Consider the following 26,034-nt stretch of genomic DNA (forward strand, 5'->3'; position numbering starts at 1 on the left):
TGGTAGAATCATGAACGAGGTGCGGGAGTGAGTCTAACATCGATTTCGAGACAAATCGTAATAGGATTCATCGCAGTGGTTTTGACGGTTGTGCCACGGGAGCATCTCAAAGCTAGGTTGGCTGTGAAGCTGGGAGATCAAACACCGTTGAAAGCCGGTAGAACCAGCCTGAACCCTTTCGTTCATCTCGACCCGATAGGCACCGTGGCGTTCATTTTTCTCAATTTTGGATGGTCCCGTCCCGTGCCCGTGAGACCTTGGAATTTGAGGAAAGGTAGAAGACATTTCCTCATCGTATCTCTGGCTGGTCCCACCACAGGTATGGTTTGTTTCCTCCTCTACGGTGTGCTGGCTCGCTTCATGAACAGTTCTGACTTGATCTTCGAGCTTTTCTACAAGTCAGCCAGATACAGTTTGACCTATTCGCTGTTTTCCTTGTTCCCAATACCGCCGTTGGACGGTTCGAGGGTGCTCGGTGCGTTGCTTCCAGAAGGCTACACTGAATGGTATCTCAAGTACGAAGTGTACGGAACTTTATTTTTGTTGGCTCTACTGTTCCTCTGGATCATGCCTTTAATAATGAATCCTTTCGTTCAGTTCATAGAGCGATTGACGATCTTTTTGACAGGATGAAAGGAGTCATTGGCCGTGATCTTCATGAAGTATCCGTTGTCTCTCAACATCGTCAGGAAGTTGAAAGTCTCAGACGTTGTTTCCTTCACAGGGAAGATCGTGCTCGTAGGTGAAGCTGCTTTTCAGAGAATCGTCAACTACGAACGTGCGGAAGGATTGATACCAGATTTCATCAAGGGTGAACTCGTGTGTTTCGGCTTCGTCGAACAAGGCTTGGTGAGGGGGATCCCTGCAAAGAACTGTGAACCCTTTCTAGAGAAAGCTTTTCTCTATGGTGCAACGTCGATAATCGCTTTTGACAGCAAGATCGACGAAGCCCTCTTCAAAAAGTTCGCAAGGGTTCTCTTCGTCCCTGAATCTGAAATAAGACCTTCAATGCAGAGGATCATCGCGCACGTCGATCTCGATCGAGAGGCTGTTCACGAGATCGAGGTCAGTCGACTCATCATGCGTGTCGCGATCGATAGTAAAGGGAACAGGACCACACTGGAGGTCAAAATATGAAATTTTGCTTCATCGTTGGAACGAGGCCGGAGGTCATAAAGGTGGCCCCTGTTTACAAGTTCTTCCTCCAGATGAACGAAGAAGCGTTCGTCGTCGCCACGGCACAACACAGAGAGATGATGGACATGATGCTGAACGTCTTTGAAATAAAGGCCAGATACGACTTGAACGTGATGACGCACGATCAAACTCTCGACGACGTCGTGGCGTCGATCATGCAGAAACTGCCAAAGATCTTGCAGATTGAAAGGCCGGACATTCTATTGGTGCAAGGCGACACCACCACAGCCCTTTCTTGTGCGCTCTGCGCTTTTCACTGGAAGATACCAGTTGCTCACATAGAAGCTGGACTGAGGAGCCATGATCTGTACGATCCTTTTCCAGAAGAGATGAACAGAAGAGTCATCGATGCTGTCAGTGAATATTTGTTCGCCCCAACGAACAAGGCGAAAGAAAACCTCATCAAAGAAGGTATCGAGGAAAACCGCATACACGTGGTCGGTAACAGCGTCGTAGACGCGTTGAAAATCATAAAGGAAAAGTTCGATCTGCACGAGATTCGATCGCGCACGGTTCCATTCGAAAGGTATATCTTGCTAACTCTCCACAGGCGTGAAAACATTGGTGAGAGGATGATCTCCATACTTTCCGGTGTGGCGAGGTTCGCCATGGAACACGACGTTCACGTGGTGCTTCCGGTGCACAAGAATCCGAAAGTCAGACAGATCGTTTTCGAAACGGTCAGAGCAAACCATCGTTTCTTCCTCATGGAACCTGTCGATTATGTGACGTTCCTAGCCCTGCTGGAGGGTTGTTGGTTCGTGGTGACGGATTCAGGTGGCGTTCAGGAGGAAGCTCCTTCGTTTGGAAAGTTCGTCGTGGTCGCACGTCGAACCACCGAAAGGCCAGAGCTGATAGAATCAGGTTTCGGAGCTTTGGCCGGTGCGAGCGAAGAGTCGGTGTATCGGGCGATGGTCTCAGCCAGCGAGGTAGAATTGGACTCGGTGGAAAATCCTTTCGGCGACGGTAAAACCTCGGAAAGGATCTGGAGGATTTTGAGGAGCGTGACGAGATGAAGCTGCGGATGGCTCTGGTCGGTTGCGGTAGGATCTCCACAAAACATGTGGAAGCGATCGTGAAAAACTTTGAACTTGTAGAACCTGTAGCGGTCTGTGACGTTGTCCCCGAGAGAGCGCAACGAGCGGCTGAAACTTTTGAAAAGAAGCTGGGTATACGGCCAGAACTGTACACGTCGTACGATGAACTGTTACACCGCCACGACATCGACTTCGTCTCCATAGCCACTCCGAGCGGATTACATTACGAGATGACGATCAAAGCCCTGGAGTTTGGTAAACACGTTCTAGTTGAAAAACCACTCGCCTTGGATACTGCGCATTTGCGCAAAATAGTTGAAACTTCTACCAAGAAGAACATGAAGGTTGGAGTCTGTCATCAAAACAGGTTCAACCCACCGATACAAGAGCTTCGGAAAAAAGTCGAATCCAATGCGTTCGGCAGGATATTCTACGGAGTTGTCTGCATTCGTTGGAACAGAAATGAAGCTTACTACAAGCAAGATCCTTGGAGAGGCACTTGGGAACAGGATGGAGGCGTGCTGATGAACCAATCGATACACGGGATAGACTTGTTGCAGTGGATGCTCGGTGAGAAACCGAAACGTGTCTTTGGCCACATAAACAACTTGAACCATCCGTACATTCCTGTGGAAGACTTGGGGATTGGGATCATCGAATTCGAATCGAACTGTGTCGGCATCGTTGAAGCCACTTCGAACGTCTTCGATAGAAACCTTGAAGAGGTACTCACGATCTTTGGAGAAAACGGAACAGTCAAGATCGGTGGACTTGCGGTCAACAGAATCTTGGTGTGGAGATTTCCAAACGAAGAATCCCATCCCTTCATGGATCTCCCCGATCCCGACACAGTCTACGGTCATGGGCATGTTCCGCTCTATACAGATTTCTGTGAGGCGATCTTGAACGACAGGAAACCTTACATAGACGCAGAATCAGCTTCGAAAGCGGTGGAGATAGTCCTTGCAATATACAAATCATCCCTGCAGGGTGGCTGGGTGGAATTCCCATTCGAGTTTTCCACAATCCAGATGAAGGAGTGGAGGCGTTGAAAAAAATACTTCTCGGCATCGTGGTTGCAGCAACCCTTACGTATCTACTGAAACCTTTCAGATTCAACCTGCTGGATCTGGTTTTCTTGTTGTACAGTCTGTTGGTCTTCAGCTTACAGGGCAAAAGACGAACTGCATCCACGGCTCTGTTCGTTGCTCTGCCACACGATCTTTTTGGAACAAGAGCGATGTTACCTTTCGTCGTTGGGCTTGGTTCGGCGCTGAGCACAGGTATCGCCACACGCCAAAAGAGGTTGAAAGAGTTCCTCAAAAATTACGTTGTTTTTGCAATAACCGTGTTGTTGGTGGAACAATTCACAAACTCTCTCTGGAAACCTTTGACGATGTGTCTGGTTCCGTTCATACTCTCATCAACTATGGATTGGACGAAGTCGAAAGAGTTTTTCCGAGAGGACGTCCTGTTCGTTGCTTCACTCTTCGGTCTTCACACGATGGATAAACAATTGAACGCTGTGTTGAGCTTTTTGGTGTACGCTTTGCTCTTTCTGATCCACAACGTCTCGATCAACTACAAAGCGAGGATGAAAGAGCTGGAGAGGTTCGAGTCGAATTATTCTGCTTTCAGAAAAAAGTTGGCCGCCGTGGTACAACTGGTGAGCAGTTCTTCACAGACTTCCTCAGTGCTTGAAAGCTTGAAGAAATTTGCGGAAATGATGAGCGACATAACCAGCTTTCAGTACGTGCTCATAAGCGTACTGAACAGGAGCCTCGGCATTGTTCAACGCGTCGCACACTACGGAATCAGCGAGCAGGAATTCAACAGGCTCAAAGAGAACCCTCCACCCATAGATCACGTGCTTCGACTCACACAAGAACGTTTCAGGATAAGTAACTCCTATTTTATCCCTGAAGGTACTATCGATCTGCCCTCACAGTACGTCGCCACCTTCCTCAACGCGGCGTTGGACGATGAACCCGATGCTTGGCGACCGGACGATATCCTGATCGTGCCGATATACAACCCTTCGAGGGAGATGGTAGGTTACATCTCCGTAGATGCGCCACGCAGCGGTAAAAGACCAAGGCTAGAAGATGTACAGATCTTGGAACTGATCGCCGATCAAGTTTACAAACTTTTGGAAAGATCGGAGTTGTATCGAGACGTGGTCATAAGGCGCTCTTACGATTCACACACGCTCTTGCTGACCCACTCAGCCTTCCTGGGAGCGGTCGAGGCCGAGGTGGCCAAGGCGGATCGGTTCGCGCTCGTAATCATGGATGTGGATGATCTTTCGCGCATAAACCAAGAGTTCGGACACGAAGTTGGTGACCTTCTGCTAGAAAAGATCGCCGATATTCTGCGTACCAGAACGAGAAAGACGGATATCGCAGCCAGGTTCGGGGGAGAAGAGTTTGCGCTGTTGCTCAGGAACGTGACGAAATCCAAGGCGATAGAGATCGTCGATAGATTGCTGCAGGAAATACGCAGAATGGAAGCGGAATTCCACACGAAGGTTTCAGCTAGCGCCGGCATCGCGATGTTCCCAGAACATGGAAGAAATTCCCAAGAACTCGTAAAATCAGCAACACAAGCGCTTCAAATCGCCAAGGTGTCTGGAAAAGACAGGCTCATGGTCCTTTAGGTGTGAAGTACGGCGATCGGTTCTGCCTTGAGTAAATCGATGAGCTTGCGATCGCTGGTCATCAGTATGATCTGCCTTTCTTTTGAACATTCTTTCAAAACATCCGCAGCACTCTTTAGACGCTCTTCGTCGAACCTTATGAGGAAGTTATCGACGATCAGTGGCAAAGATTCTGCCGGCTCGATGATTTTGTAGAGCGCCAACTTGTAACAAAGCATCAACTGATCGAGTGTGGCTCTGCTGAGAGTCCCTTTGACCGATTGCAATTCATTCTTCGCCGAAATTCTGATCGATAGATCTTTATCGACGACCACGTCTTCGGCCATCTTTGAAAACTTTTTGAACATGCCTGTGAAGAGGTTTGCGAAGTTCTTCACATAACTCCCAGTCAATCTTTCAAGCTCGCTGTTGAGAAAGTGAGAAAGTGACTGTAGTTTTTCTAACTTCCTGTTCAGTATCAAAACTTCTCCCTGAACCAGTGAATACTGTTTCAAAGTGCTTTTCATCTTCTCGATGAGCACTCCTTCGTCTAAGCTTTTCTCGAGCATTTCCAGGTTGGATCGAAGCTTGTCTGACTCTTCTTGAACGTTTCTGAGCAACTCTTCAAGCTTGGCTTTTTCCTCCATCATATCCGAAAGATCTACATATTGCCTTTTGAGACAAGATAGATTCACTTCTTCCACACATTTTTTCAACCGTTCAATCGATTCTCTTTGAAGGTTGAGATTCTCGATCCGGCGCAATCTTTCTCGTGCAGTTTCAACCTCATCGAAACTCGTCAGGCCAAAGTCTGAGAGCAATCGATTGAACTTGTAAGTCTTCGATTGTAGATCCTGCTCGAGTGCAGATATATCAGCCTTTATTTTTTCCAAAGATTCCTTCAACTGCATTATTTTCATATTCTTCTCATCTATTTGAGAAACCATCTCTTCTAGTCTCAGTATCACACTCGGTACATCCGTGATTTCCACAGCCCCGTAATGTTGAAGCTCTTTCAACAGATCCTTCGACTCTTTTTCCAGATCTTTTTTCAATTGCTCGAACTTGTCTTTCTCCCTCAACCATCTTTTGTATCGCTCATAGCTCTCCTTCAACTCCGTAGTCCCCTTCGCACCGAAGCTCGAAAGGAGCCTTTGTAAGATCGAAACCTTTTTCTTTTCAATGGCTCGAAGTTCCAACTGGCATCTGACCATGTTCTCCTCATTTTCTGCCAAAGTCTTGTCCAATCTGTATGCATTCAATATTGTGAAGATTGAACTGAATCCTAAACCTCCAGATAGAATGAACCACCAACCAGACAGGGTGAAACCGAAAATCGCAGAAACAACGGAGGCCAGCAATAAAAAGATACCTACGACACGGAATCTTTTTATCTTGATCTTGAGCTGAGCGTTCTGCTCTTGAAAAGATCTCAACTTTTCTTGAAGTTGTTGCTCTTCTTGGTTGAGAGCAGATGAAGCTTCTTGTTCTAAACGTTCAAAGAAATCTTCACTCAGACCTTCGAAGGATTTCCAATGATGTTCGTATTTTGATTCGAATTCCTGCAGTTGCTTGAAGTTCGTTTCGAGCAACTTGTAAGAGAGTTGAAGGTTCTTCATCTTCAGCTTGAAAGTTTCCAAATCTTCAGTCTTCAACGTTTCGAGCAACTCGTTGCGCTCGTTCAACGTTTTTTGCAAAAGGTTCGAAATCTCCTTCAGTTTTTCCTTGTGTTCTTTCAAAGCTTCCTCCAATTCATCCAAACGTGATTTTTCTTCTTGAAGTTGCCTGTACTTTTCTTCATCCAACCTCGGTAAGAGCATTTCTTTTTCGATGGAACTCTCCACCCTCTCCAACTCTCTGTTGAGGCTCTGTTGGATCATTTCTAAACGCTGTTTAAAACTTTCATTCAAACGCACCAATTGGGCCTTGAGTCCAGCCTGTTCTTTCTCCAACACGGACAATCTGTGTTTCATCTTCGAAATTTCCTCATGCTTTAGGAAAAGTTCCTGTCTGGTCTGCTGAAATCTTTCGATCTCAAGTTCCAATCGGTGCAATTCTTCCTCGAAACGTTTTTTCTCAGAGAGGAGTTTTTCAAAGTAGGCTGGTATTCTTTCCAACAAATCTTTCATCAATTGAGCTTCCTCGATACGTTGAACGTTGTTCTTCAACCTCGCGATGATCGAATCTTGAACTCTTTGAACGGTTACGTCCTCTTCATCGCTCAGAAAGATCAGACTGTCGGCCAAGCCCTTTTCGAGCAACTGATTCGATGTCGAACAATTCAGAATTTTTTCCCCACCTTCGTACATCAAACAGAGTTCTCCATCCAGTTCTGACCCATCCCAAGGCTGATACCTCACCAATTCACCTTCGGATAGGCCACAGATGCACGATCGGATGAAGTTGTAGAGAGTCGTTTTACCCGATTCGTTGGGTCCGTATATCACGTTCAAACCAGGCTCCAAAGACAGCTGAAAATTTTTGAACTTGCCGAACGCTTTGATGTTCACCCTACGTATCTCCACCGTTTCACCCCTACAGGCTTAGAATCTCTATCAACAAACATCTCAATTGTTCTGGACATTTTTCAAATATCTTTTTCTCCGATTCTTTCTCAGGGTTCCCGCAAGTTCGGAAAACGAAGACCCCCAGTTGTGAAAGCTCACGTGCCTTTTCCTTCGTCACGACATCCACAGTGTAGACGAACTGTCCCTCTTCAGGGATGTTCAGCACGTCTTTTTGAACTGGTCTACAACCTTTCACTGAGCTTTTAACGAAACTGAAGGTGGCGTTTTCCTCCACACAGAAAACCGGTTGCTCGACCTCTAAAGGATTCGAAGAAAAACTCGGACACACCGTTTCGAATGAATCGAAGATCAAAACGTTTCTGGGGAGAGTCAAACGAGCCAGTGGTGAGTTACGATCACACAACTTGAGCACTTTATCGTTCGGTACGAGGGACAACACCTCGATTATCTGGCCAGGCATCGCGAGATCTCCAAAGAGTTCCCAAGCGAACAACTCTTCGGCATCCAAGCTCAAAAACTCTGTAAAAATTGCTTTCTTTATCTTCTGTACTTGCTCGAAATCCAATGGAAAATGAAAATCTTTGATGTCGAACAACCTGAGGTTCGCCAAATGAGCTTTCCTCAAACTTCATTCACCCGCCTGAATTTGAGAATGTACAACTTGAATCCGAGCTGAGGAAGTTCACAATCGAGTTTCATCGAAACGTTCTCTTGTTTCCATCCAGCTCCATCCCAGGAATGAACCTTCTCCACTTCGATCTCTTCACCCAGAGTGCGATCGAGCAGGACGCTGACGTTGCTGGCGGTTGTCTTCAAGTTGGCCAGCACGATCAGGGCGGTGTCGTGAGTCCAATAAGATGCGTTACAGATGGTGCCGTCCTGCCAACTGAGATAGACAGGTTTATACTGTCCATCAGTTATCAGGTCCAAAAACTGATTCCTTATTCCGATGAGTTCGCTGAGAAAATCGATGAGGTCTGTTCTGTGCCAGTGTAAAACGTAGTGGTCAAAGAAGGCGAGCTTACCTTGAAATTCATCGTCACAGCTCAACGTGAACCTACCACACGCATCGTTGTCCAAGCCGAGGTTCATTGGCTGAGTCTCTTCTATCTCTTGACCACAGTTCAACGTCATCACACCGTTCTTCGAGAAGGCACACAGAAATGGTAAAAGGTATTTGAGCCTTTGAGCCTCTCTTCTAACTGCAACCCGCGGAGTATCAGGTGTTTCAGCCGCGGCCAAGAATGGTAAAACCATGTTGCACGAAAGAGTCTGGAAAAATTCGTAAGTCTTGTCTGGAAATCTAGGCAACATCCACCAACTGTTTCCAACCACAACGTCGTAGCCAGCTTTGGCGGCTTCTGCCGCTCTGTGAGGTTCGAGCTCTTCCGCAATAAAAACGAACGCAGGATCGATTCTTCGGGCGTTGCTCATGATCATCTGCTGAAGCTCTGCCGGGAGTGCGTGACCCATGTCTAACCTCACGCCATCTACACCGTATTTCTTTTGAAATTGTGGAAGGATCGATGCGATGTATTCCCAAAGCTCTGAATTGCTCTTCTCTCCAGGGAAGCGACTCGCTTTGATGACGTCGAAAAGTACGTACGGGGGCTGTTCCTCTCCAACCTTTCCCCTCGCGGTGATCGGGTGATCCAGATACAACCTCAAGAACGTCACATCGTCCCAGGTCGGCTGTGGGTCGTTCACCCAATCGGAAAAACCAGGTGCCGTGATCACCCCGAAATGTTTTGCGATCTCGTAAATGAGGTTTTCTTCCCGACAATCTTTCACGAAATTGTGCCATTTTTGTGGGTTCAGCTTTGAAGGGTCTTGACTGAACTTATCGAGGTGCGCTCGAACGTTGGGTAAATCGTACAGATCACGCATCTGTTCGAAGGTTGGTTGACAGAAACCAAGTTTCTCGATCTTTGGTGGGGCGTAACTGGAAAGCGCTTCGAGCTTCACCCAGTAGAACCATTCTGGATGGCTCAAGATCAGATTGCAGTCCCTAGCGGCCGTACGGGGGATGAAGTCCAGCACGACCCTGATACCCACCATGTGACAAGCTTGAACGAAAGCTTTGAATTCGTCTTCAAGGTGCCAACCTTCAAGGAGCGGATCGTGATATCTTCGATCTATCCTCAAAAAATCCTTCACCGCGTACGGTGAACCAACTTCACCTTTTTTGAACACGTCGCTCGATTCGGTTATGGGTAAAAGATAGAGCGTGTTCACTCCGAGTTTCTTCAGATGTGGTAACAGTGCCGTCATTTTGAGAAAAGTTCCACTCTCTCGATAACCTAGTACATCGTCCTGTTCGAACCTTCCAAAACCTTTGTGGTTGTAGGCGCTGTTGGTGCGGACCAAACTACTGTACAGAACGGCCCGCTTTATCCACTCCCTGCTAGACTCACCCCTCTGCAAGCTCAAAGACTCGCCAACTTTGGCATCGAAGATCTTGTTTTCTTCCAACCACTTTCGAAGGTATGAATAGAAAACCGCAGGATCGACGAAAACCTTTTCACCTTCCACTCTCGAAGGACCTCTGTACCAACCTTCGAGCCAGACCTTCGGTAAACAGTAATCCATCCTACCTTTAGATTTCACACTACTCAACATCTCGAAAACCACTTGTTATCACCTCAAAAGTTTTCCAGATATCTCTCCTGCTCATCGGTGAGTTCATCTATCTCCACACCCATGCTTGCCAATTTCATCTCGGCGATCTCCTCGTCGATGTGCTTGGGAACCGGATAAACGCCAGGTTCAAGCTTCACATCCGCAAGGTATATCAGTGATAACGCTTGTACAGCGAAAGAAAGATCCATTATCTCCACAGGATGTCCGTCGGCGGCGGCCAAGTTCACCAGTCTCCCTTCCGCCAACAGATACAGTGTTCTGCCGTTCGATAATCTGTAAGCGGTCACGTTCGGCCTGGCTTCGAATTTTTCGACACAGATTCTCTCTAAAGTTTTTACGTCAACTTCTACGTCGAAATGTCCCGCGTTGGCCAGAATGGCACCATCTTTCATCTGCATGAACTCATTTTCACTGATCACTTTTGTATTCCCAGTCACCGTTATGAAGAAATCTCCCAGCTTCGCAGCCTGTGAGATCTTCATCACATCGAATCCATCCATCAACGCTTCCAGTGCCTTCACTGGGTCCACCTCGGTCACTATGACCCGTGCACCCAATCCCCTCGCACGCATCGCCACACCCTTACCGCACCAACCGTAGCCACACACCACCACCACTTTTCCAGCCACGGTGAGGTTCGTGTTCCTCATGATGCTATCCCATGTGGACTGACCTGTACCGTAACGGTTGTCGAAAAGATGTTTCGTGAAAGCGTCGTTCACGGCGATCACTGGAACTGTGAGTAAACCGTTTTTCTGCAACGCTCTGAGTCTCCTCAAACCTGTCGTCGTCTCTTCGGTGACACCCCTCAAGCGTTTCAACCCTTCTTTGAACTCCGTGTGTGCCGTCACCGTGAGGTCGGCCCCGTCGTCCAGGATCAAATCCGGCTGGGTTGAAAGAACGTCCTTGATGCCTTTTAAATACACTTGCTCATCGCTGGTTCGCTTTGCGTATACGATCAAACCTCTCTCTCGCAGAGCTTCCGCCACATCGTCTTGAGTGCTCAAAGGATTGCTACCCGTCACCACCACCTCGGCTCCCAAATCTCTGAGCAACAACGCGAGCCTGGCCGTTTTCGCTTCGAGGTGTATGGACATACCGATGCGAAGCCCCCTCAATGGCTTTTTGTGTTCGTACTTTTCCTCGATCGATCTTAAAAGAGGCATGAATTTGTAGACCCAATCGATCTTGACGTGCCCAGATTTCAAAATCCTCCCCCTCCTTCAGAAGAAGCGTCTCACCAATTTTATGGCCCCCTGCGGACAAACTTCGTGACACACGTAACACTTGATGCACTTATCGTAATCTATCTTGAATTCGTCTATGTCTATCGCCTTCGCGGGACACCTTTCTTCACATATTTTACAGCGAATGCACATGGACTTCGAAATCTTTGGAGAGCGGAACAAAGATCGCGCGATCTTTTGTAGGGAAGATGGAACTGGTAAAACCGAGACGGTGTTCGGAAGCTGTATTTGGTTAATCCAGTTTCCTTCAACAACGTGATCACTTATCAAACCCCTTCGCATCGATTCACGAACCGTGTAAACGATCATTGGCTCGATGTTCAACCTCTTGCACAGTGCAAAATCGAGTGTGAATCCATCCGTTCCAACCGCGATCACACCGAAATGCTTAGTTTTACCGTTCGCTGGGCCGTTAGCTTCCATGCCAACGATTCCGTCGATTATGTTGAGAACTGGTTTCACCAAACGGTGAACGTCCACTAAAAGGGCCGCAAAATTTTCGTTCGTTCCACACCTCATATGCCAGCCAGACTTTTCCAACCCCGGTACACAACCAAAAGTGTTCTTCACAGCCAGGGTGAGAACCATTTGAGAATGCGTTTTCAATTTTGCGAGATTGATGACTTTGTCGACCTCAAAGATCCTTCTGTCTATGTGTATTTTTTTGTAGATCTGCCCATCCACGCTGACGGGTTGATCCAGCTCGAAGATGGGTACGTTCAAATCTTGACACACATCTCTGATCCCAGTTTTTTCCGCGATCTTTTCGAAATTTCCTGAAGCTGGACTGTCAGCCACGATCGCTCGACACTTCAAAGTGTGCAAAAACCGTAGCACCGTCTGGAGAACTGCAGGATGGGTCGTCACACCTTCTTCTGGTCTGCGAGCTGAAAGCATGTTGGGTTTCACTAACACCGTGTCGCCAGGTTCGAAGAGATGAACATGCTTCAGTAAAATCTTCGTCAGCACTTCGCCAACATCGAAATAAGAATCACAAGGTTGCAAAAAAATCTTCATAAAATCCTCCCGTCATGAATTTGTTGTGTATTTGCTTGAACACTATTCGCTCCAAGTTCTATCTTAGTTTATCATCAGTTTGGTGGAGGATTGCGATGACCAAGGTTGTGATAAGCCAAGTTCTGATGATTTTTCTTTTGGTTGGATTCGGATTCGTTCTGAAGAAGATAAAACTGTTGAACGATGGATTCACGAAGAGTAGCTCGGACTTGATCGTGTACGTCACGTTGCCCGCGATGATAATCAGTTCGATGGACAGAGATTTCTCCAGCGAGGTCGCCAAAACCTCCCTGCAGATTTTCCTTCTCGGTGCCGTCATGTACGCCTGCACGACGATTCTGGCTTATTTCTTCGTCTCAGTGAAAAAGTTCGATGAAGATCAGCGCGGAGTCTACATGTACATGATCATCTTTGGAAACGTGGGGTATCTTGGTTATCCAGTTTCGGCCATCCTGTTTGGAAGTATAGGAGTTTTCTATTCTGCTGTCTTCAACATCTGGTTCAACTTGCTGACGTGGACGCTCGGTGTGAGCATCATGTCACGCAGTAAGTTGAGCCTATCGAAGATCTTGTTGAATCCAGGCTTGATTTCAACTCTTCTAGGTTTGCTCATATTCCTCACACCTTTGACGATACCAACGACGGTGAAGTCAGTCCTCGACAGTGTTGGTTCTATGACGACTCCCTTAGCGATGTTCCTCGTGGGTGCCTTTTTGGCAGAAGCACACTTGAAGGATTTCATAGCGAAGATCGATCTGTATTTCGCTTCGATTTTGAAACTGGTCGTTGCGCCGCTCATGGTTTATTTGTGCGTCAAGTATCTGAAGACCGATTCGATAGTCAAGATGCTCCCCGTCATGATGGCGGGTATGCCCTCGGGTGTGAACACGGCCATCTTCGCAAGGATGTTCAACAGAGACTACAAGCTGGCGGCCCAAGGAGTGGTGCTTTCCACGGCCCTTTCGATGATCAGTCTACCGCTTTTGATCGTTCTCATCGTGTAATTTCTCAGAAAGGAAACTCTCGTTCTACTTTACTCTCTACTTGAATCGTTCAAAGGATGTGGTAAAATCAAAAATGAGCGCCGAGGTGGCGGAACTGGCAGACGCGACTGACTCAAAATCAGTTGAGGGTTGACCCCCTCGTGCGGGTTCGACTCCCGCCCTCGGCACCAACCCGCCAAAAAGGCGGGTTTTTCTGTGTTAAAATCTGTTGGGAGCAGCGATGTGGAAGCGCCTTCTTGCTTTTTTAATAATTTTCTTTGCCGTGTTGAGTTTATTGATTCTTCTCAACTTAAGATACGCAAGAACCTATTTAGAACGATCTTCAGAGACGTTCAGAGGGTTCGTTGAACTGTTGGCAAACGCAATCAGTGCGCGTTACTTTCATTCTGACACCACGTACAAACTCGTGTCACTCCTCGGTACGAACGCAGAAAGTTTGTTCTCCAAAATTGTCGAGGAATTTTTTGTCGTCGAGAGAGTCTACCTTGAGGAAAACGAGGCTGCAAAATTCGTCCCTTACAGGATCGAAGGTAGCAAAGAAAATTTGCTCATCAAACTGGTGATTTACAACAACGATACGACTGACTATGTTATCGACAAGATCGCGGTCGCTCAGCTGAACGTTCAAAGAATTTTGCAGCTGTTGAATCTGGACCACATCGTGATAACCTCCAGAGGTCTTCCTTTCGCGTTCGGTATGAACGCAAAAGCTACACTTCCTCTGATCGATCCACTTTCGATCGTTGCTTCGCTGTCGATCGCAGCGATAATCTTGATGTATCGGAGGATAAGAGAATACAAAATCAAAATAGAGTTGGATCATAAAAAGAAACTCGAGAGAAAAACGTTGATCCTCGAGGCACTCAACGATATCACGTGTGAGATGCTGATGGGGGTGAGCGAGTCGACGTACCAGTTGATACTCAAAAAAGCTGTAGAATGCGTACCAAACGCACAAGCGGGAAGTTTACTCGTGAGAAAAAACTCAGTCTTTCACTACATAGCCACCGTCGGGTTCGATCTATCGCGCCTCTCCAGCGTTGTCATGTTGGAAAAAGAGATCTCACAGTGGGTTCAACGACACGATTATCTGATCAGAAGAAGGCCCTACGAGATGGACGAGAAGATGTTGGATCAGGAAAGGCTAAAAACTCTCGTCGAAAGCGGTGGCCTCAAACAGATCAAATCGACTCTCGTGGTACCAGTGAGGATAGAAGGTCAGGTTGAAATTCTGTTCAACTTGGACAACTTCGAGAGTGAAGATGCGTTCAACGAAGAAGATGTTCAAGTCGCCACTCTGTTCGCAAACCACGTCGGTCTGTTATTGAAAAGGCTCAAGTTGGAGGAACAACTCGAACAGCAGTACAAATTGATCGAACACATCTCTTACCACGACGCATTGACGAAACTTCCCAACCGAAGATTCCTCGAAGAGTTCGGAGAAAAAATGTTGTCCTTAGCTAGGAGAGAGAACAAAAGCTTGGTGATCCTGTTCATCGACTTGGTTGATTTCAAACTCGTCAACGACAACTACGGTCACGAAACGGGTGACGAGGTACTCAAGATAGTTGCTGAAAGAATGAGCAACGCCGTTCGTTCAAGTGATTTTATTGCTCGGCTCGGTGGAGACGAGTTCATCGTGATTCTGTATGATTGCGACACGAAAGGTGCCTTGGATGTAGTGAAAAGGCTCATCGACGTTGTGGAAAAGCCGATCTCGATCGATGGATCACAGCTATGCGTCGGTGCCACCGTCGGTGTAGCGGAGTATCCAAAAGATGGTGAAACGCTCGATGCGTTGATAAGGAAAGCCGATGTGGCCATGTATCTGGCCAAGAGGAAAGGTATCGACGTGGCAACGACCGACGAGCTTAGCTGTTGAGCGAGTGATATAATTCTCTTAGGCTTGTGAAATTCTTAACAGGAGGTGAAGCAGTTGCAGAACGTCTGCACGACTGGAGAAAGGCTTTTCAAAGAGCTCGATGAATACATGAAATCCATCAATGCAACACCTGACAAACTCATCTCCGTCCTCCAGAAAGCTCAAGAAATCTTCGGTTATCTCTCCCCCCAAGTTCAACAGTACATAGCCGATGCATTGAACATCCCAGTTTCTCAGGTTTATGGCGTCGTCACCTTCTACAACTTCTTTTCAATGACGCCTAAGGGTAAAGTACAAATAAAGGTCTGCCTTGGGACTGCCTGTTACGTCAAAGGAGCCGACAGAGTTCTTGAAAGATTCCTCGAGGAGCTCGGTGCGGAGTTGGAAAAACCAACCAAGGATGGTCAGTTCTCCGTGCACGCCGTCAGATGCTTGGGCGCTTGCAGTATGGCACCCGTGGTTCTGGTCGGAGAGAGGGATTTCTACGGTAGATTGAAACCAGACATGGTGCCCAGGATCATAGCGAAATACAGGGAGGTGAAGTCATGAGCAAGGTCAAGTCCATTGAGGAGCTCATGAAGATCAAAGAGAGGGCGTTGAAGGAACTACAGCTCAGAGACACCGGTAAAAGGGGTAAGATCACCGTGGCGATGGGGACTTGTGGTATCGCAGCTGGTGCCAAAGAGACGTTGCGAGCGATCGTAGAAGCTCTGGCTGAAAACAACATAAACGATGTTGCGGTGGTGCAGTCAGGTTGCATGGGACTGTGCGAAGTGGAGCCCACCGTTGAGGTTCGATTGGAAGGTCAAGAGCCAGTGGTGTATGGGCACGTTACGCCGGAGAACGCGAAAAGAATCGTGAAACTTCACATAATGGCAAACCAGATTGTCTCCGACCTGATGGTGAGAAAAGGAGAGATGTGAAGTGCCACTCACTACAAGCACGGTCTTGATATGTGCCGGAGGAGCGTGCATCTCTTCAGGTGAGGCGAGCGTCAAGGAGGCCCTCAAAAAAGAAATAAGAAAATATGGCCTCGATGAGGTTGTAAGGGTTGTGGAAACTGGGTGCATGGGTGCCTGCAGTTTAGGTCCGATCATCGTCATCTATCCAGATGGTGTTTTTTATCAGAAGCTCACACCTCGTGCTGCTGAAAAGATCGTTCAAGAGCATCTCTTGAAAGGTAGGATCGTTCAGGAGTATCTGTACAAGATGCCCACGGGAGAGGTCGTACCGGAGGCCATGGACAAGCTCCCGTTCTTCGCAAAGCAGGTGAAAATTGCGACACGCAACGTGGGCTACATTGACCCTTCGAACATAGAAGAATACATCGCGAGGGACGGTTACTTTGCCCTCAACAAGGTCCTAACCCAAATGAGTCCAGAACAAGTGATAGAAGAGATCAAACGCAGTGGGTTGAGAGGTAGAGGCGGTGCCGGTTTCCCAACGGGACTGAAATGGGAGCTGACGAGGAAAGCGAAAGGTGATAGAAAATACATCGTTTGCAACGCGGATGAAGGTGATCCCGGGGCTTTCATGGATAGATCCATACTTGAGGGTGATCCACACACAGTTTTGGAAGCAATGGTGATAGCAGGATACGCGATAGGTGCCCATCAAGGTTACATATACGTCCGTGCGGAGTATCCTTTAGCGATAGAAAGACTCCAGATCGCCATAGCTCAAGCGAAAGAGTTCGGCTTTTTGGGTGAAAATATCCTCGGCAGCGAGTTCGGATTCGATATCGAAATACGCATCGGAGCGGGTGCGTTCGTGTGCGGTGAAGAAACCGCTCTGATCGCCTCCATCGAGGGAAAAAGAGGTCAACCGAGGGTCAAACCTCCATACCCAGCGCAAAGTGGTGTGTGGGGTTGTCCCACCGTGATAAACAACGTGGAAACGTTCGCCTGTGTGCCACCCATCATTATAAAGGGAGCAGACTGGTTCAGGAGCATCGGAACGCCGACTTCCCCTGGAACCAAAGTCTTCGCACTGGCGGGAAAGATCACCAACACTGGGTTGGTCGAAGTACCTATGGGCATCACAATAAAAGAACTGCTCTACGAAATAGGTGGTGGTTCCTCGACGGGCAAGAAGATCAAAGCTGTTCAAACCGGAGGACCGAGTGGAGGCTGTATCCCATCCGAATACTTCGATACACCGGTGGACTATGAATCTCTCCAAAAGCTTGGAGCCATCATGGGTTCAGGCGGAATGATCGTCATGGATGAGGACGATTGCATGGTGGACGTTGCGAGATTCTTCTTGGAATTCACCGTGGACGAATCGTGTGGCAAATGCACGCCCTGTAGAGAAGGAACACGCCAGATGTTGAAGATTTTGGAAAAGATAACTTCTGGCGAAGGAAGTGAAAAAGATCTGATCGAACTGGAAACGCTTGGCAACATCATAAAAGATACATCTCTGTGTGGACTTGGTCAAACTGCACCCAATCCAGTGCTGAGCACTCTCAGGTACTACCGTCACGAGTACGAGGCGCACGTTAGAGAAAAAAGATGTCCAGCTCTGCGTTGTAAAGCCCTCGTGAGGTACGTCATCGATCCATCGAAATGCGTTGGTTGTACCGCTTGTGCACGCGTTTGTCCCGTCAACGCGATAAGTGGTGAACTCAGGAAGGTTCACACGATAGACAACGATGTGTGCGTGAGGTGTGGAAGCTGCATAGAGGTTTGTAGGTTTGGAGCCATAAGCAAAGTCTCACCGTGAAGGGGGAGTAGCTGGTGGTCGACCGCGAAGCGATCGTTAATCTGGTGCGAAACATAAAGCAACAGGCACTCGAAGAGCGCGATATGCTCATCAATGCTTTGCATCAAATACAGAACCATTTTGGTAGCTACATACCTGTGGAAGCGGCGAAACTCGTGGCTGAAGAACTCAACGTTCCCGAGTCCAAAGTCTATGAGGTGCTCACGTTCTACACGATGTTTTCGATCAAACCGAGGGGAAAGTACGTTGTGAGAGTTTGTGTCAATTTACCTTGCCACGTCACTGGAGGTAGACAGATCATCGAGACGCTCAAGCAAACGCTGGGTATCGATTTTGACCAAACGACGAGTGACGGTCTGTTCACACTCGAAAGAACCAGCTGTCTGGGGCTCTGCGGTGTGGCACCGGTCATCATGGTGAACGATGAGTACTACGGCGACCTCACGCCTAAAAAGGTTAAAGAGCTCATCGAGAGCCTCAGAGCGAGGGGTGAGGGCAGATGAAGCCCATATTGGTCTTAGTATCGGTGGACTCGAACAGCATTCTGCTTGGAGCAAAGCAGTTCGTCAACTATTTGAAGGAAGCGATCGAAAAGTACAACCTCAGAGATACGGTGGACGTGCTCGAAACTGGTAGCATGGGTGTCTACACTCAAGGTGTCGTCATGGCAATCTTCCCAGACGACATCTATTATTCCGTTCGCTCCATTGAAGATGTAGAAAAGATCGTTTCTGAACATCTGCTCAAAGGCCGAGCTGTTCTTCCACTCGAGCTACCCAAAGAGCGTTTGAAACTCGTCGTCGAAAAGGAGAGAGTGACGGAAGAGGTTCGCATAGTTCTGAGGAACGTGGGTGTGATAGATCCAAAAAGTATAGATCAGTACATCGCCAGAGACGGTTACTTTGCACTCCACAAGGCTTTGTTCGAAATGACCCCACAACAAGTCATCCAAACGATCAAGGAATCCGGTTTGAGAGGTAGAGGCGGTGCCGGTTTCCCAACGGGGTTGAAGTGGGAATTCACGGCGAAAGTTCAAGCCGATCAGAAATACGTGGTCTGCAACGCGGATGAAGGTGAACCAGGTACGTTCAAAGACAGGTTGATCATGGAGGGTGACCCACACTCAGTTATAGAGGCGATGATAATCTGTGGATACGCCGTTGGAGCAACGAAGGGATACATATACATCAGAGGAGAGTATTACGGCTCGGTCGAGAACGTCCAGAAAGCCATCAAGGATGCCTACGAATATGGATTCCTCGGTAAAAACATTCTCGGCAGTGGGTTCTCGTTCGATCTCACGGTGAGACTTGGAGCGGGTGCTTACGTCTGTGGTGAGGAGACTGCACTTTTGGAATCGATAGAAGGCAAATCGGGCAGACCGAGGCTCAAGCCACCATACCCTCCAACGCAGGGTTTGTTCGGCAAGCCAACGGTCATAAACAACGTCGAAACGTTCGCAAACGTACCGCAGATAATCTTGAACGGTGCGAATTGGTTCAAGCAGTTCGGAACGAAGGGATCACCCGGCACGAAGGTTTTCTCTTTGGTGGGAAACGTCGTCAAGAGAGGCATCGTCGAAGTTCCGATGGGCATCAGCGTCCGAGAACTCATCTACAGATTCGGAGGAGGTCTCCTCGGCGGTAAACGTTTGTACATGGTTCAGACTGGCGGTACGGCTGGCACATTCATAGGCGTCGACAAGCTCGATGTGCCATTGGATTATGAATCTTTCCGAGATCACGGTGTGTCGATCGGTTCAGGCGTGATCCTCGCGATGGACGAGGACGTTTGTCCCGTGGATGTGGCGTTGAACACGATGGAATTCTTCGAGCATGAATCGTGCGGAAAATGTACTCCGTGCCGTGAAGGTACAAGGCTTGCGGTGCAAATCCTCAGAAAGATGAGTAAAGGTCAAGGTCAAAAGGAAGATCTCGAAACGTTGAAGCAGATCGCTCTAGTCACCCAAGAAGCTTCCCTGTGTGGTCTTGGTCAGAGCATCAACGTTCCACTCCTCTCCATCCTAGACAACTTCAAAGAAGATTTCGTCAACCACATAGGTGCTTCGAGTTGTCCAAGGGGAGTCTGTAGGTTCGAAAAACCCACCAAAGTCAAGACGAAGGTTTGACTGTGTGCTCGGCCTGTGGGCCGAGCATACTTTCTATCGCGATCGTTTCTCTAAACGATTTGCTCAGATCGTAAACGTACCGACCCGATTTTCTTTTCTTAGTCAATATTCCCATCTTGTGTAAAGCCCTAACCAGGTGTGACGATTCTTTTCCCCTGATTTCGTTGAGTGCAGTGACCGTCAATGGTCCGTTCAGCGCTATCGCCGCAACGATCTCGAGCTGACCCAATGTTAACTTCGCTGCACGCACGTTGGTCGCCTTCATGGCGAGCTGTGAATAATCAGATTTCGTGTAGAATCTGTAGACGTCCCCGATCTTTTTGAGTTCTACTCCGTGGCGATCCTCGAGGTATTCTTTCTCTATTTCCTCGATTATCGGGATGAGCTTTTCTTCCTCCACCTTGAGCAAGTTTGAAATCTTTTTCAGAGTCGTTCCACGACTCGCGAAAAGGATCGCTTCAACTGCCGCTCTGAGGTTCAAATCCTTCGTACCTCCTGAGTAACATCTTTCCATCTTCAGTGGCGATGAGGCACTTCTTCAGATGTATCAGCTCCAACACGGCGAGGAATCGTACGATCAGTTCGTACCTGCTGGCCGATTCTCTCAACACTTCATACACGCTTAACTCATGCTCGACCGTCAATCTCTCCAATAATTCTTCCATGATTTGTTCCACGGTCATCGGAGATCTTTTGATCCTGAGGGCAGACGTTCTGATGTTCATTTCCTCCAGTATGGCTTTCAAAACCTTGAGTAATTTCTCCTGTTGGACGTACGGCATTGGAGTGACGCGCACACGTTTTCTCAAAAAAAGATCTTTCACATCCTTTTCGAGATGCTCCGCAAACTGCTTCACTTGCTCGTAAAGTTCTATCCTTCTGTAAAGATCTTCTTCCAACTTCATCAAATGCCGTTTTTCCCTCTCGGAAAGCGACGGGAGTAGATACTTCGATTTCAATTCCATCAAATGCGACGCCATGACGAAAAAATCGGAAGCTAGCTGTAGATCGAGCCTTTTCATCCGCTCAACGTATTCGATGAACTCGTCGGCCAGTTGAGAAATAGGTATCTGTCGCACGTTTATTCTGCGCTTCTTCACCAAATGTAGCAGAAGATCCAATGGCCCTTCGAACTGTGGCAATTTGAAAACGAGTTCCAAAACATCACCTCAAAAGAGCAAATTCATCCTCTCTCTGACCAACCTCATCGTCCGCTCCGCCACACTCTTTGCCTTCCGATTACCCTCTTCTATGACGTCCTTTGTGAAACGCTCATCTATCTTGGAATATCTTTCCCAAATGGGTTCGAGTTCTTTTTTCATGTTCTTCAAAAGGAGCTTCTTGCAGTCGATACAACCAATCTTCGCCTTGGTGCATCCTTCGAACACCCACTGTTTCTCCTCTTCGCTTATTCCAAACGCTCTGTGGTAATCCCACACGGGACATTTGTTCGGATCACCAGGATCCGTTCTGCGTTTCCGTGCCGGATCTGTGACCATGGGTAGTATGCTCTTCTCAAGTTCTTCCGACGTGTTCTCCAATGGTATGATGTTTCCATAGCTTTTACTCATCTTTCTTCCGTCGGTACCAGGCAGTTTGGGAACGATCGAGAGTATCACTTCAGGCTCAGGAAAAGTCTGACCGTACAGATAGTTGAATCTCCTGGCGATCTCCCTGGTGAGCTCCACGTGGTACACCTGATCTTCCCCAACTGGAACACCCTCAGCCAAATAGATGAGTATATCGGCCGCCTGAAGCACCGGGTACAAAAGAAAGCCGGTGTTGGAAAGGTCTTTATCGGACAGTTGCTGTTTCATCTCTTTGTAGGTGGGTACCCTCTCCAACCACGGTAGAGGAACGATCATTGAAAACAACAAAGCAAGCTCTGCGTGCTCTTTCACTCCAGATTGAACGAAGAGCACGGACTTATTCGGATCCAAACCGCACGCCAGGAATGCCCTCATGACCTCGACGGTGTTCTGCTGGAGTTGCTTGGTATCTTCGTAGGCAGTGGTCAACGCGTGCCAATCCGCAACGAAGAAAAAACACTCATGACCCATATCTTGGAGTGACTTCCAGTTCCTGAGGGCCCCCACGTAGTTTCCAATGTGAGGTTTGCCCGTGGGTCTAACACCACTGAGAAGCCTCAAAAACGATCACCCCTCGACGCGATCCGAGCGACGCGGTTCATGAGGATGGCCGTCGTGACGACACCGACACCTCCTGGTACGGGTGTGAGTGTCGCTCTGTTTGCAACTTCCGGATCCACATCACCGACGATCCTATCGTTCACAACGTTTATACCAACATCTATCACTATCGCTCCTTCTCTGACCATGTGTGGTTTCAAAAAGTTGGCCTTTCCAACGGCCACGACGATTATGTCGGCTCGTGCAGTCATTTCACCGATGTCTCTCGTCTTCGTATGACAAACTGTCACTGTGGCACTGCGATCCCTCCTGAGCAACATCACGGACAACGGGAGTCCGACTGTGTTACTCCTACCCAAGATGACGGCGTTTTTGCCCGTCAAGTCCGTCGTCCTTGTGAGGATTTCAACCACAGCTGCAGCTGTGCAGGGAGCGAACGTCTCTTCTCCGTACATGAGTCGTCCAAGATTCACAGGGTTTCTACCCTCCACGTCTTTGTCTGGATTTATGAGGCAAGCGATCTTCAGTTCGTCGACTCCTGCCGGCAAGGGATGTGCCACGAAGATGCCATGAACGGTGTCATCGTTACAAGCTTTTAAGAGTTTCTCTTGGAAAGTTTCAACGCTTTCAAACACCAATATCTCGTGTTCTATGTTCAACGCCTTAGCTTTTTTCTGCTGATTTCTCAGATACGCGAGTGTGCTTTCGTCAGGATTGATAGCGAAACTCACCAGTTTTGGTTTGACACGGCTCGATAGATTCAACGTTTCCTCATCGATCGACTTCGCTATGGTTTTACAGTCGATGTACAAGAAGACCACCAGCCTTCAGAAAAGACCAATTATATTACCATCCGGATCGATATCGATGTTCACCGCATTCGGCTTCTTCCCCAGTCCAGGCATCAACATGATGTCTCCGCACACCGCAACGACGAAACCTGCCCCAGCCGAAAGCAGAAAGTCTCTCACCGTGAAGGTGTAATCTCTGGGAGCACCCAACTTCGCAGGATCGTCCGAGATGGAATACTGAGTCTTCGCCACTATGACGGGTAAGTTCCCATAACCGTTCTGTTCGAGTCTTTCTAGAGACTCTTCGGCATCCTTCGTGAAGGCCACATCCTTGGCCCTGTAGATTTCTCTGGCGAGAACATCTATTTTCTTTCGAATGGGTTCCGAAGCGTCGAACAACGGCCGATAATTGGTTCCATCGGCCAGTTGCACAACTTTTCTTGCCAGATCCAACGCGCCCTCTGAACCTTTTGCGAACGCCTCGTTGACCGCTACGGCGACATTCAACTTTTCAACTTTTTCACACAAAAATTCTATCTCTTGCGGGGCGTCCGTATCGAAACGGTTCACCGCAACGACCACCGGTAAACCGTACTTTCTCATGTTTTCGATGTGAACCTTCAAATTCTCGATGCCCCGATGCAACGCTTCGATGTTCGGTGTGCCGAGCTCTTTCAAGTTCATACCACCGTGGTACTTCAAAGCGCGCACGGTTGCAACGATAACGATCAGTGATGGTTTAAAGCCAGCCGTCGGTGCAACGAAATCTAAGAACTTTTCCGCACCAAGGTCCGATCCGAAGCCAGTCTCCGTTACAACAAAGTCACTCAACCCCAAGGCCATCTTCGTTGCGATGATCGAATTCGTACCGTGGGCGATGTTCGCGAAAGGTCCACCGTGAATGAACGCTGGAGTATTCTCGCTGGTCTGTACTAGGTTTGGATTCAGCGCGTCTTTCAAAAGCACGGCGACAGATCCTTGGACCTTCAAATCAAAAACTCTCACAGGCTTGTTCGTCCTGGTCCAGCCTATCACGACTTCCCCAACACGCTTTTTGAGATCTTGAAGATCTTTGGCGAGACAGAGTATGGCCATGATCTCTGAAGCTGCCGTGATCACGAATCCATCCTGTCTTGGATAACCGTTCGCGTGTCCCCCCAGCCCCACGATGATCTGTCTGAGCGCTCGATCGTTCATATCCATAGCCCTTGGCCAGCTGATCCTCGTCACATCGATGTCTAGTTCGTTTCCAAACTTTATGTGCGCATCTATCATGGCGGATATCAAGTTGTGGGCACTCGTGACTGCGTGTATGTCACCGGTGAAATGCAAGTTGATGTCTTCCATCGGCAACACTTGAGCTTTCCCACCGCCGGTGGCACCACCCTTTATGCCGAACACAGGTCCAAGAGAAGGCTCTCTCAAGGTCACGATAGAGCTGTAACCGAGCTTGTTGATGGCCATAGACAAACCTATGCTCGTGGTGGTTTTACCCTCGCCGGCGGGTGTGGGAGTCATGGCAGTGACGACGATCAGCTTACCCTTCGGTTCGAGATGATTCAAAAGTTTGTGTGAAACCTTCGCCACGTGATCTCCGTAAAACTTCAAGTACTCTGGAGGGATAGAAAGCGCCTCCGCGATCTTTCTGATCGGTTTCAGCTGAAACGTGGACGAACCAGCCACTCCCATCATCCCCCTTCACAAGCGCCATTTTTCTTCGGCGGCGAACTGCTTGGCTATCTTATCGAGAACACCGTTGACGAATTTTCCACTGTTGTCAGTACCGTACCTCTTGGCCAATTCGATGGCTTCATCCAGTGTGACTTGAACGGGTACGTCTCCTTCGTACAAAAGTTCGTAAGTTCCTAGACGCAACACGCATTTGTCCACCAGTGATAGTCTGTCCAAAGTCCAATTCTCCAAGCACGAAGTTATCTTACTGTCTATCGAATCGAGGTTCTCATAGATCCCTTTCACGTACCGCTCGACGTCTCGACGGATCGAATCTGACTTTTCTTTACCAAGAACTTCCTCAAGAATGGCTTCCACGGAATCCTTACGAAATTCATTCTGAAATATCGCTCTGAAAACTAAATCCCTCATTCTGCTGCGGCGTGTCACGTTGGATCACTCCTTCGTCTCTTCCTCCCCTTCACGAGAAATACTGGATTCTTCAACGTCATCGATCACCACGTTCACTGAAATCACCTGTTGGTCTGTCATCCTTTCGATATCCAGTTTCACTTGTTCCATGAGCTTTCTGGCGATTTCGACGAACGGTCTGCCGAAGGGTGCCGTAACTCTCATCGAAACGATTATGCTGTCTTCAGGGGTTCTATCCACATCGATCGATTTTCTGAGTTTTTTCTGCTTTCTCTCATCGGTCAGATCGAGCACCGAACAGGCACTTCTGAAAGCGATTTCTCTTATCGCGTTGTCGGATATGTCAATGGTTCCGAATCCTTTCTCCATCTCGTCACCCCCTCAAGCTCTCTCTAAGTACTCTCCAGTTCTAGTGTCAACCTTGATCAGTTCACCGGTTTCCACGAAGAACGGTACTGTGAGCCTCAAACCAGTTTCCAAAACGGCTGGTTTACCGCTGCCCGCAACTGTGTCACCCTTGAAACCTGGTTCAGTCTCCACGACTCTGAGAACGACAACGTTGGGGAGTTGAACTCCTATAGGACTGTCACCGAGCATCATGATGTCCACTTCAAGGTTCTCCGTCAAGTACCATTTGGCGTCACCGATCTCCTCTTCGCTGAAAGCGTACTGCTCATAGTCATCGAGAGACATGAAGTAATAGTGATCTCCATCGTTGTAGAGATACTGAGCTTTCTTGTATGTCAAGTCTGCCTCGGGGACTCTATCTCCACTGCTGAACGTGACGTCTCTGACGAGTCCCGTCTTCACATTTTTGAGTTTGGTCCTAACCAAACCTCGACCCATCGCCATGTGATGCTTGTTCACGTCCAAAACTCTGTAAGGCTCACCTTCGTACATGATCACCATACCTTTTCTCAGATCTGTGACCTCTATCAAACTCATCCACCT

At 48.1% G+C, this 26,034-nt stretch carries 25 protein-coding genes and 1 tRNA gene; 13 read left to right on the forward strand and 13 right to left on the reverse strand.

From position 1 onward, the window contains the following. Window positions 1-27 precede the first annotated feature (27 nt). The 5 genes from NZ875_04220 to NZ875_04240 are packed head-to-tail and all read left to right on the forward strand — an operon-like array spanning window position 28 to window position 4,890. On the forward strand, window positions 28-633 hold the full coding sequence (locus NZ875_04220; GenBank protein MCS7174944.1) for a site-2 protease family protein: 606 nt from the start codon (window positions 28-30) through the stop codon (window positions 631-633). 15 nt (window positions 634-648) lie between these two features. Continuing rightward, complete coding sequence (locus tag NZ875_04225) at window positions 649-1,137, forward strand: hypothetical protein (GenBank protein MCS7174945.1); 489 nt, start codon at window positions 649-651, stop codon at window positions 1,135-1,137. Next, window positions 1,134-2,213 carry a UDP-N-acetylglucosamine 2-epimerase (non-hydrolyzing) gene (gene wecB, locus NZ875_04230; protein ID MCS7174946.1) on the forward strand — a complete coding sequence of 360 codons (1,080 nt, stop codon included), beginning with the start codon at window positions 1,134-1,136 and terminating at the stop codon, window positions 2,211-2,213. The genes NZ875_04225 and wecB overlap by 4 nt, the downstream gene beginning before the upstream one ends. Beyond that, entirely contained in the window at window positions 2,210-3,286 is a 1,077-nt protein-coding gene (locus NZ875_04235) for a Gfo/Idh/MocA family oxidoreductase (protein ID MCS7174947.1), read from the forward strand. The genes wecB and NZ875_04235 overlap by 4 nt, the downstream gene beginning before the upstream one ends. Beyond that, window positions 3,283-4,890, forward strand: coding sequence for a sensor domain-containing diguanylate cyclase (locus NZ875_04240; GenBank protein MCS7174948.1), 1,608 nt, complete (start codon window positions 3,283-3,285; stop codon window positions 4,888-4,890). The genes NZ875_04235 and NZ875_04240 overlap by 4 nt, the downstream gene beginning before the upstream one ends. Here NZ875_04240 and NZ875_04245 read toward each other — a convergent pair. The 5 genes from NZ875_04245 to NZ875_04265 are packed head-to-tail and all read right to left on the reverse strand — an operon-like array spanning window position 4,887 to window position 12,301. Then, window positions 4,887-7,394 (reverse strand): AAA family ATPase, encoded by a 2,508-nt coding sequence (locus NZ875_04245; GenBank protein ID MCS7174949.1) that lies wholly within the window; start codon window positions 7,392-7,394, stop codon window positions 4,887-4,889. The genes NZ875_04240 and NZ875_04245 overlap by 4 nt on opposite strands. A gap of 10 nt (window positions 7,395-7,404) precedes the next feature. Next, window positions 7,405-8,022 (reverse strand): hypothetical protein, encoded by a 618-nt coding sequence (locus tag NZ875_04250; protein MCS7174950.1) that lies wholly within the window; start codon window positions 8,020-8,022, stop codon window positions 7,405-7,407. Then, window positions 8,019-10,016, reverse strand: coding sequence for an alpha-amylase family glycosyl hydrolase (locus NZ875_04255; GenBank protein MCS7174951.1), 1,998 nt, complete (start codon window positions 10,014-10,016; stop codon window positions 8,019-8,021). The genes NZ875_04250 and NZ875_04255 overlap by 4 nt, the downstream gene beginning before the upstream one ends. A 23-nt stretch (window positions 10,017-10,039) precedes the next feature. Then, window positions 10,040-11,245 carry an adenosylhomocysteinase gene (locus NZ875_04260; GenBank protein MCS7174952.1) on the reverse strand — a complete coding sequence of 402 codons (1,206 nt, stop codon included), beginning with the start codon at window positions 11,243-11,245 and terminating at the stop codon, window positions 10,040-10,042. A gap of 15 nt (window positions 11,246-11,260) precedes the next feature. Continuing rightward, the gene (locus tag NZ875_04265) at window positions 11,261-12,301 is read right to left on the reverse strand and encodes a DUF362 domain-containing protein (protein ID MCS7174953.1); all 1,041 of its coding nucleotides are present in this window, start codon (window positions 12,299-12,301) and stop codon (window positions 11,261-11,263) included. Between the two features lie 95 nt (window positions 12,302-12,396). On the opposite strand from NZ875_04265, the gene NZ875_04270 reads away from it, so the two are divergent. The 8 genes from NZ875_04270 to nuoF (NZ875_04305) all read left to right on the forward strand — a co-directional run bounded on the left by NZ875_04270 (window position 12,397) and on the right by nuoF (NZ875_04305) (window position 20,039). Then, the gene (locus NZ875_04270; GenBank protein ID MCS7174954.1) at window positions 12,397-13,305 is read left to right on the forward strand and encodes an AEC family transporter; all 909 of its coding nucleotides are present in this window, start codon (window positions 12,397-12,399) and stop codon (window positions 13,303-13,305) included. Window positions 13,306-13,384: 79 nt separating this feature from the next. After that, window positions 13,385-13,475: transfer RNA gene (locus NZ875_04275), tRNA-Leu, on the forward strand. Between the two features lie 50 nt (window positions 13,476-13,525). Further along, window positions 13,526-15,187 carry a sensor domain-containing diguanylate cyclase gene (locus NZ875_04280; protein MCS7174955.1) on the forward strand — a complete coding sequence of 554 codons (1,662 nt, stop codon included), beginning with the start codon at window positions 13,526-13,528 and terminating at the stop codon, window positions 15,185-15,187. Between the two features lie 108 nt (window positions 15,188-15,295). Further along, window positions 15,296-15,736: an NAD(P)H-dependent oxidoreductase subunit E gene (locus tag NZ875_04285; GenBank protein MCS7174956.1), complete on the forward strand. Its 441-nt coding sequence runs from the start codon at window positions 15,296-15,298 to the stop codon at window positions 15,734-15,736. Beyond that, window positions 15,733-16,110 carry a (2Fe-2S) ferredoxin domain-containing protein gene (locus NZ875_04290; GenBank protein ID MCS7174957.1) on the forward strand — a complete coding sequence of 126 codons (378 nt, stop codon included), beginning with the start codon at window positions 15,733-15,735 and terminating at the stop codon, window positions 16,108-16,110. Before NZ875_04285 ends, NZ875_04290 begins: the two co-directional genes overlap by 4 nt. Before the next feature lies 1 nt (window position 16,111). Continuing rightward, window positions 16,112-17,911 (forward strand): NADH-quinone oxidoreductase subunit NuoF, encoded by a 1,800-nt coding sequence (gene nuoF, locus NZ875_04295; GenBank protein MCS7174958.1) that lies wholly within the window; start codon window positions 16,112-16,114, stop codon window positions 17,909-17,911. A gap of 14 nt (window positions 17,912-17,925) precedes the next feature. Beyond that, complete coding sequence (gene nuoE / locus NZ875_04300; protein MCS7174959.1) at window positions 17,926-18,414, forward strand: NADH-quinone oxidoreductase subunit NuoE; 489 nt, start codon at window positions 17,926-17,928, stop codon at window positions 18,412-18,414. Beyond that, a complete protein-coding gene (nuoF, locus tag NZ875_04305; protein MCS7174960.1) occupies window positions 18,411-20,039 on the forward strand; it encodes an NADH-quinone oxidoreductase subunit NuoF in 1,629 nt (542 codons plus the stop codon). Before nuoE ends, nuoF (NZ875_04305) begins: the two co-directional genes overlap by 4 nt. Here the strand turns inward: nuoF (NZ875_04305) and scpB are convergent. Genes scpB through efp form a run of 8 tightly spaced genes read right to left on the reverse strand, consistent with a single transcriptional unit; the run spans window position 20,023 to window position 26,022 of the window. Next, window positions 20,023-20,520 carry an SMC-Scp complex subunit ScpB gene (scpB, locus tag NZ875_04310; protein MCS7174961.1) on the reverse strand — a complete coding sequence of 166 codons (498 nt, stop codon included), beginning with the start codon at window positions 20,518-20,520 and terminating at the stop codon, window positions 20,023-20,025. The two genes, nuoF (NZ875_04305) and scpB, sit on opposite strands and share 17 nt — an antisense overlap. Beyond that, window positions 20,498-21,199: a segregation/condensation protein A gene (locus NZ875_04315; GenBank protein ID MCS7174962.1), complete on the reverse strand. Its 702-nt coding sequence runs from the start codon at window positions 21,197-21,199 to the stop codon at window positions 20,498-20,500. Before NZ875_04315 ends, scpB begins: the two co-directional genes overlap by 23 nt. A 9-nt stretch (window positions 21,200-21,208) precedes the next feature. Further along, on the reverse strand, window positions 21,209-22,189 hold the full coding sequence (trpS, locus tag NZ875_04320) for a tryptophan--tRNA ligase (protein MCS7174963.1): 981 nt from the start codon (window positions 22,187-22,189) through the stop codon (window positions 21,209-21,211). Beyond that, the gene (locus NZ875_04325) at window positions 22,186-23,001 is read right to left on the reverse strand and encodes a bifunctional 5,10-methylenetetrahydrofolate dehydrogenase/5,10-methenyltetrahydrofolate cyclohydrolase (protein ID MCS7174964.1); all 816 of its coding nucleotides are present in this window, start codon (window positions 22,999-23,001) and stop codon (window positions 22,186-22,188) included. Before NZ875_04325 ends, trpS begins: the two co-directional genes overlap by 4 nt. Window positions 23,002-23,016: 15 nt before the next feature. Further along, complete coding sequence (locus NZ875_04330; GenBank protein ID MCS7174965.1) at window positions 23,017-24,663, reverse strand: formate--tetrahydrofolate ligase; 1,647 nt, start codon at window positions 24,661-24,663, stop codon at window positions 23,017-23,019. Window positions 24,664-24,678: 15 nt separating this feature from the next. Continuing rightward, on the reverse strand, window positions 24,679-25,083 hold the full coding sequence (nusB, locus tag NZ875_04335; protein MCS7174966.1) for a transcription antitermination factor NusB: 405 nt from the start codon (window positions 25,081-25,083) through the stop codon (window positions 24,679-24,681). 24 nt (window positions 25,084-25,107) lie between these two features. Further along, window positions 25,108-25,452 carry an Asp23/Gls24 family envelope stress response protein gene (locus NZ875_04340; protein ID MCS7174967.1) on the reverse strand — a complete coding sequence of 115 codons (345 nt, stop codon included), beginning with the start codon at window positions 25,450-25,452 and terminating at the stop codon, window positions 25,108-25,110. Between the two features lie 12 nt (window positions 25,453-25,464). Next, complete coding sequence (gene efp, locus NZ875_04345) at window positions 25,465-26,022, reverse strand: elongation factor P (protein MCS7174968.1); 558 nt, start codon at window positions 26,020-26,022, stop codon at window positions 25,465-25,467. Window positions 26,023-26,034 lie beyond the last annotated feature (12 nt).

Source organism: Pseudothermotoga sp., assembly GCA_025060105.1.
In the GTDB taxonomy this organism is placed as follows: domain Bacteria; phylum Thermotogota; class Thermotogae; order Thermotogales; family DSM-5069; genus Pseudothermotoga_A.